This is a genomic window from Caulobacter sp. GW821-FHT10C03 (assembly GCF_059415485.1).
In genome coordinates, this window is sequence record NZ_JBWKNI010000009.1 from 208,995 (window position 1) to 215,084 (window position 6,090).

8 protein-coding genes are annotated in these 6,090 nt (G+C 68.1%); 5 read left to right on the forward strand and 3 right to left on the reverse strand.

Going from position 1 to position 6,090, the window contains the following annotated elements:
• Positions 1-70 precede the first annotated feature (70 nt).
• The 4 genes from fumC to AC07NG_RS14305 all read left to right on the forward strand — a co-directional run bounded on the left by fumC (position 71) and on the right by AC07NG_RS14305 (position 2,883).
• Positions 71-1,462: a class II fumarate hydratase gene (gene fumC, locus AC07NG_RS14290; RefSeq protein ID WP_492857170.1), complete on the forward strand. Its 1,392-nt coding sequence runs from the start codon at positions 71-73 to the stop codon at positions 1,460-1,462.
• 107 nt (positions 1,463-1,569) lie between these two features.
• Complete coding sequence (locus tag AC07NG_RS14295; protein ID WP_494594679.1) at positions 1,570-2,310, forward strand: AAA family ATPase; 741 nt, start codon at positions 1,570-1,572, stop codon at positions 2,308-2,310.
• 12 nt (positions 2,311-2,322) lie between these two features.
• A complete protein-coding gene (locus AC07NG_RS14300; protein WP_494594681.1) occupies positions 2,323-2,574 on the forward strand; it encodes a type II toxin-antitoxin system CcdA family antitoxin in 252 nt (83 codons plus the stop codon).
• Entirely contained in the window at positions 2,575-2,883 is a 309-nt protein-coding gene (locus tag AC07NG_RS14305; RefSeq protein ID WP_494594683.1) for a CcdB family protein, read from the forward strand.
• Positions 2,884-2,978: 95 nt separating this feature from the next.
• On the opposite strand, the gene AC07NG_RS14310 is transcribed toward AC07NG_RS14305, so the two are convergent.
• From AC07NG_RS14310 to AC07NG_RS14320, 3 genes are all read right to left on the reverse strand, one after another.
• Positions 2,979-3,377: a YccF domain-containing protein gene (locus tag AC07NG_RS14310; RefSeq protein WP_492857165.1), complete on the reverse strand. Its 399-nt coding sequence runs from the start codon at positions 3,375-3,377 to the stop codon at positions 2,979-2,981.
• A gap of 80 nt (positions 3,378-3,457) precedes the next feature.
• Positions 3,458-3,982, reverse strand: coding sequence for a hypothetical protein (locus tag AC07NG_RS14315; RefSeq protein ID WP_494594685.1), 525 nt, complete (start codon positions 3,980-3,982; stop codon positions 3,458-3,460).
• Entirely contained in the window at positions 3,982-4,992 is a 1,011-nt protein-coding gene (locus AC07NG_RS14320) for a polyprenyl synthetase family protein (protein ID WP_199228555.1), read from the reverse strand. Before AC07NG_RS14320 ends, AC07NG_RS14315 begins: the two co-directional genes overlap by 1 nt.
• A gap of 104 nt (positions 4,993-5,096) precedes the next feature.
• On the opposite strand from AC07NG_RS14320, the gene AC07NG_RS14325 reads away from it, so the two are divergent.
• Complete coding sequence (locus AC07NG_RS14325; RefSeq protein ID WP_492857162.1) at positions 5,097-5,852, forward strand: tRNA1(Val) (adenine(37)-N6)-methyltransferase; 756 nt, start codon at positions 5,097-5,099, stop codon at positions 5,850-5,852.
• Positions 5,853-6,090: the final 238 nt, after the last annotated feature.

Genomic DNA, 6,090 nt, shown 5'->3' on the forward strand with positions numbered 1-6,090 from the left:
CGCACCATGGCGTTGCGAAGGCGGCCCTCGGGGGGTAGACCGCCCGCATCATCGCTTGAGGATCCGCCGCATGACCGCCACGCGCACCGAGACCGACACCTTCGGTCCCATCGAAGTCGCCGCCGACCGCTACTGGGGCGCGCAAGCCCAGCGCAGCCTGGGCAACTTCAAGATTGGCTGGGAGAAGCAGCCGCTTCCGGTCGTCCGGGCCCTGGGCATCGTCAAGCGCGCCGCCGCCGAGACCAACCACAAGCTCGGCAAGCTCGACGCGGCCATCAAGGACGCCATCGTCCAGGCGGCCAACGAGGTCATCGAAGGCAAGCTGAACGACCACTTCCCGCTGGTCGTCTGGCAGACCGGCTCGGGCACCCAGTCGAACATGAACGCCAACGAGGTGATCTCGAACCGCGCGATCGAGATCCTGGGCGGCGAGATGGGCACGAAGAAGCCCGTCCATCCGAACGACCACGTCAACATGAGCCAGTCGTCGAACGACACCTATCCGACGGCGATGCACGTGGCCTGCGCCGAGCAGATCGTCTCGGACCTGCTGCCGGCGCTGAAGCACCTGCACGCGGCCCTGAAGGCCAAGTCGGAAGCCTGGGCGCAGATCATCAAGATCGGCCGCACCCACACCCAGGACGCCACCCCGCTGACGCTGGGCCAGGAGTTCGGCGGCTACACCCAGCAGGTCGAGAACGGCATCGAGCGTATCGAGCAGACCCTGCCCAAGCTGATGCAGCTGGCCCAGGGCGGCACCGCCGTCGGCACCGGCCTGAACGCCCCGATCGGCTTCGCCGAAGGCGTGGCCGAAGCCATCGCCGCCATCACCGGCCTGCCCTTCACCACCGCCCCGAACAAGTTCGAGGCCCTGGCCGCCCATGACGCCATGGTGTTCAGCCACGGTGCCATCAACACGGTCGCCGCCTCGCTGTTCAAGATCGCCAACGACATCCGCTTCCTGGGCTCGGGCCCGCGCGCGGGTCTGGGCGAACTGGCCCTGCCGGAAAACGAGCCGGGCTCGTCGATCATGCCGGGCAAGGTCAACCCGACCCAGTGTGAAGCCCTCACCCAGGTCTGCGTGCAGGTGTTCGGCAACCACGCCGCCCTGACCTTCGCCGGCAGCCAAGGCCACTTCGAGTTGAACGTCTTCAACCCGGTGATGGCCTACAACTTCCTGCAGTCGGTGCGCCTGCTGGCCGACGCGGCGATCAGCTTCACCGACAACTGTGTGGTCGGCATCGAGCCGCGCATCGACAACATCCAGAAGGGCGTCGAGAACTCGCTGATGCTGGTCACGGCCCTGAACGGCCGCCTGGGCTACGACATCTGCGCCAAGATCGCCAAGACCGCCCACAAGAACGGCACCACCCTGCGCGACGAAGCCGTCGGCGGCGGCTACCTGACGAACGAAGAGTTCGACCAGTACGTCCGCCCGGAAAACATGGTCTCGCCGGGCTGAGCTTGATCGACTGACGCAACGGGGCGGCGCATTTCGCGACCGCCCCGCTTTCGTATGGGCCACGGCGTCTCCCGGTTGCGCCACGGCGATGCTATGCGAAAGGTCGCATGACCGCTCTCGACCGCCCCTACTGGATCGAAGCCCGTTTCGAACGGCGCGAGGGCTGGAACCCGTCCGCCTATCCGTTCAACCTGCCGGTCGTGCGCGGTCTCGACACCCTGGCCTTCCACCCGCGTGTGACCTTCCTGGTCGGTGAGAACGGCTCGGGCAAGTCGACCCTGATCGAGGCCCTGGCCGTGGCCTGGGGCTTCAACGCCGAGGGCGGCTCGGCGAACGTCAACTTCTCCACCCGCGCCTCGCACTCCCAACTCAGCCAGCACATTCGCCGCGTCCGAGGACATCTGCGGCCGATCGACGGCTATTTCCTGCGCGCCGAAAGCTTCTTCAACGTCGCCAGCTACATCGAGGAAGTCGGCGTGTCGGGCTACGGCGCGGTTCCGTTGCACGAGCAGTCGCACAGCGAAGCCTTCTTCTCGCTCTTCGACAACCGCTTCCGCGGCGACGGCCTCTACATCCTCGACGAACCGGAAGCGGCCTTGTCGCCCACCCGGCAGTTGTCGTTTCTGGCGCGGCTGCATGAACTGGTGCTGGCGCGCTCGCAGTTCATCATCGCCACCCACTCGCCAATCCTGCTGGGCTATCCGGACGCCTGGATCTACCAGGCCTCCGAACGCGGGCTTGAGAGGGTGGAGTACGAGGACACCGAGCACTTCCAGGTGACTCGCAACTTCCTCAACCGCCGCCACACCTTCCTGGACGTGCTGCTGTCGAGCGACGACGAGGCGTGATAGCCTTGGGCCATGGGCAAGCCCGAACTCGACATCACGCCTGGGGGCGTCGATCCGGAACTGCTGGCGCAGGCGCAGCGGCTGGGGATTTCGGTCGCCGGCATGAGCGAGACGCAGCTGCGGCTGCACTTGCAGAAGGTGGACCCGGCCGGCGCCGAGGAACGCGCCCGCCGTTGGGCCGAAGAAAACGCCGAAGCAATCGCCGAACACAATCGCTTCATTGAGGAGCATGGTTTGATCTCGGATCATTTCCGGACCTGGTGATTGCGACAGTTCGACCTCTACGAGAACCCGATCTCAGCCATGCGAAAGGCGGTGCCTTTCGTTGTGATCCTGTCGTCACATCACGCCGTGGGACTTACAGAAACCATCGTCGCTCCCGTCTTGAGAGGACGGGAGACTCCTATCAGCGCGTTTGAAATCGCCTTTGTGCGCGATGACGAGGTCCTGTTGATCAGCATGACCAGTATGACAGCGCTCCGTCAGGTTGATCTGCGCCGCCGTATCGGTTCGGCCGCGCACCACGAAGACGCCATTCGCCGCGCGCTCGACCGGCTGTTCACCGGCTTCTGAGCCTCCGTCCTTACTGCGTCAGGCCGGAAGCTCAGATCTTCTGTCTTGGCGCATTTTCTCACGACGAACCGGTATCCACTTCGTCGGAAAATGCTCTAGCGCTTGACCACCGTGCGGCCGATCGGGGCCAGGGCGATCCAGGCCAGTTGCAGGTCCTTGATGGCGAAGGGGATGCCGATGATGCTGATGGCTTCGGCCACGGCGATCAGCAGGTGGCTCAACGCGATGTACCAGCCGCCCAGCACGAACCAGATCACGTTCAGCACGAAGCCCAGCGGGCCGGTGCCCAGGTCGCCGCGCCCCGTGACGAGGTCGCGGCTGACGACCTCCTTACCGAACGGCCAGAAGGCGAAGCCGGCGATACGCCAGGCCGCGCCCGCATAGGGCAGGCCGACGATGGTGATGGCCAGCAAAAGGCCGCCCAGCAGCCACAGCAGGCCCGACAGCCAGCCGCCGAGGAAGAACCAGAGCAGGTTGAGGATGAAGCGGATCATCGCGGTCCTTTCGTCTCCGCCCGAGATTTGGGACGTCGTCGCGCCGTTGTCGAGCTTGCGGACGCGACCTTACGGCGAATTCACCGCAGCAGTTGCCAGCGCTTGGCCCACCGGCCCTTGCCGAAGCGCGACAGGGCCAGGAGGTAGAGGCCGGCATAGACGACGACGCCCAGGCCGATCAGGGCCCAGCTCCAGGGGCCGGGCGCATGCCAGGTCGGCGCCGTGGTCAGCCAGTCGTGCGGCGGAGCGGTCAGCTCCAGCCACAGGCCGCCAACCCAGGCGACCGAGAACAGCGCAACGACGGGGTAGCGCAGCACGGGGCTCTTCTGGACGAGCAGCAGGAACTGGACGAACAGCGCCGCGCCGGCGGCAGCGAGCCCGGCCAGCCAGGGCTGCCAGGCGCCGGACGTGAAGCGCGCCGCGCCGAGACCGGCGAAGACCGGGGCCCACAGCAGCGGGCCGAAGAACAGCAGGATCAGGGCGAAGCCGACCAGCACCCCGACGCCGCCGCCGATCACCTTGCCCGCCGCCTCGCCGGCCGCGTGGGCGCCGTGGTGACGGTCGTGACCGTGGGGGTCGCCGGAGGGGTTGTAGCCTTGCGCCATCAGGCCCGGCGGCTGACCGCGAAGTCGGCGAGGCTTTCGAGGCTCTCGCGCCAGTCGTTCTGCGGGAACACCGCCAGGGCCGCCTTGGCCTTGTCGGCGTGCTCGGCGGCCAGATCGAGGGTGGCGTCCAGGGCGCCGGTGCCGATGATCAGCTCGCGGGCGCGGCGGAAGTCGGCTTCGGTCTGTTCGCGACGGCCGATGGCGCGTTCCCAGAACTCGGCCTCGCGCGGGCCGGAGCGGGCGATGGCCAGCAGCAGCGGCAGGGTGGCCTTGCCTTCGCGGAAGTCGTCGCCGGCGTTCTTGCCCAGGGTCTCGGTGGCGCCGCCGTAGTCGAGGGCGTCGTCGGCCAGCTGGAAGGCCAGACCCAGGCTCATGCCGTAGTCGCGCAGGGCCTTGGACTTTTCGGCGTCGACGCCGGCCGACACCGCACCCGCCTCGGCGGCGGCGGCGAACAGCTCGGCGGTCTTGGCCGCGATGATCTCGAGATAGAGCGCCTGCGACAGGTTGAGGTCGTGGCTGCGCATCAGCTGCATCACCTCGCCCTCGGCGATGACGCGGCTGGCCTGGGCCAGGATCTGAAGGGCGCGCATCGAGTCGGTCTCGACCATCAGCTCGAAGGCGCGGGCGAAAAGGAAGTCGCCGACCAGCACGCTTTGGGCCGCGCCCCAGATAAGGTGAGCGGCGACCTTGCCGCGACGCAGCTGGCTGCCGTCGACCACGTCGTCATGCAGCAGGGTGGCGGTGTGGATGAACTCGACGGCCGCGGCCAGCTTCAGGCAGTGGTCGTTATCGGAACCGGCCAGGCGCGCGGCGGCCACGGTCAGCAGCGGGCGCAGGCGCTTGCCGCCGGCGGCGATCAGGTGCTCGGCCAGGGCCGGGATCACCGGCACGTCGCTCTGCATGCGATCGGTGATCAGGCTGTCGACGCCCGCCATGTCGGCGGAGGCCAGGCGCACGAGACGATCCACCGATCCCGGTTGTCGGGCGAGGGTCGCTGCAGCTGCGTCCAAGACCATGTACTCCTCAGGCGACGCCACGCGCGGCGCCAGGACCGTTGCGAGCGACAATGGTGGCGGGATAGGTCAGGGTCAAGGCGAGCACAAGGCCCGAAACGTTGTCAGACCCCTCCTCAGTTCCCTCCGTCACCGAAGATCGCGTGCTGGACGGCCGCGTCAAGCTTCGCCAATCGGCGGCGGGATACCGGGCCGGGCTCGACGCGGCCCTGCTGGCGGCCGCCTGCGACGCGAGCGACGGCGATCGCGTGATCGAGGCCGGCTGCGGGGTCGGCGGGGCCCTGCTGGCCGCCGCGACCCGCCGATCCGGCGCGCGATTCGTCGGGCTGGAGCGCGATCCGGCCGCCGCCGCCCTGGCGCGGGAGAACGCGGATCTCAACCAGCTGGCCGATCGGGTGGAGATATTCGAGGGCGACGTCGCCGCCGGTTTCCGGGCGCTGGGGCTGCCGGTGTTCGACGCGATGATCAGCAATCCGCCGTTCTTCGACGACCCCAAGGCCCTGCGCGCGCCCTCCCCCGAAAAGTCCGGAGCCTGGATGGCCGACGCGGGCCTTTCGGCCTGGACCGCCTTCGCCCTGAAGGCGGTGCGCGAGGGCGGGACCATCACCCTGATCCACCGCGCCGACCGCCTGGCCGACATGCTGGCCTTGCTGGCCCCCAAGGCCGGCTCGTTCCGCATCCGCCCGGTGCAGCCGTTTTCGGATACGCCGGCCAAGCGCGTGCTGGTGCGGGCGGTGAAGACCGGCAAGGCGCCGCTGGTGCTGCTGCCGGCGCTGGTCATGCACGACCGGGAGGGCGGCAAGCATTCGGCGGCGGCGGAAGCGATCCTGCGAGGGGAAGCGGCGCTGGGATGGTGAGGAAATCCTTCTCCCCTTGCGGGAGAAGGTGGCGGCGAAGCCGACGGATGAGGGGTTTCTCAGACATGGGACGCCTCCACCCGGCCTGACCGCTGCACACGCTTTCAGTTCTGAGAGACCCCTCACCCGACCTCCCTCCGGGAGGCCACCCTCTCCCGCAGGGGGAGAGGGACACGGGTTTGCGATCTCCCGCGCGAAGGCGCGTTAGGTCGGGGAGGCGCGGAGCGGCCGGGCGGAG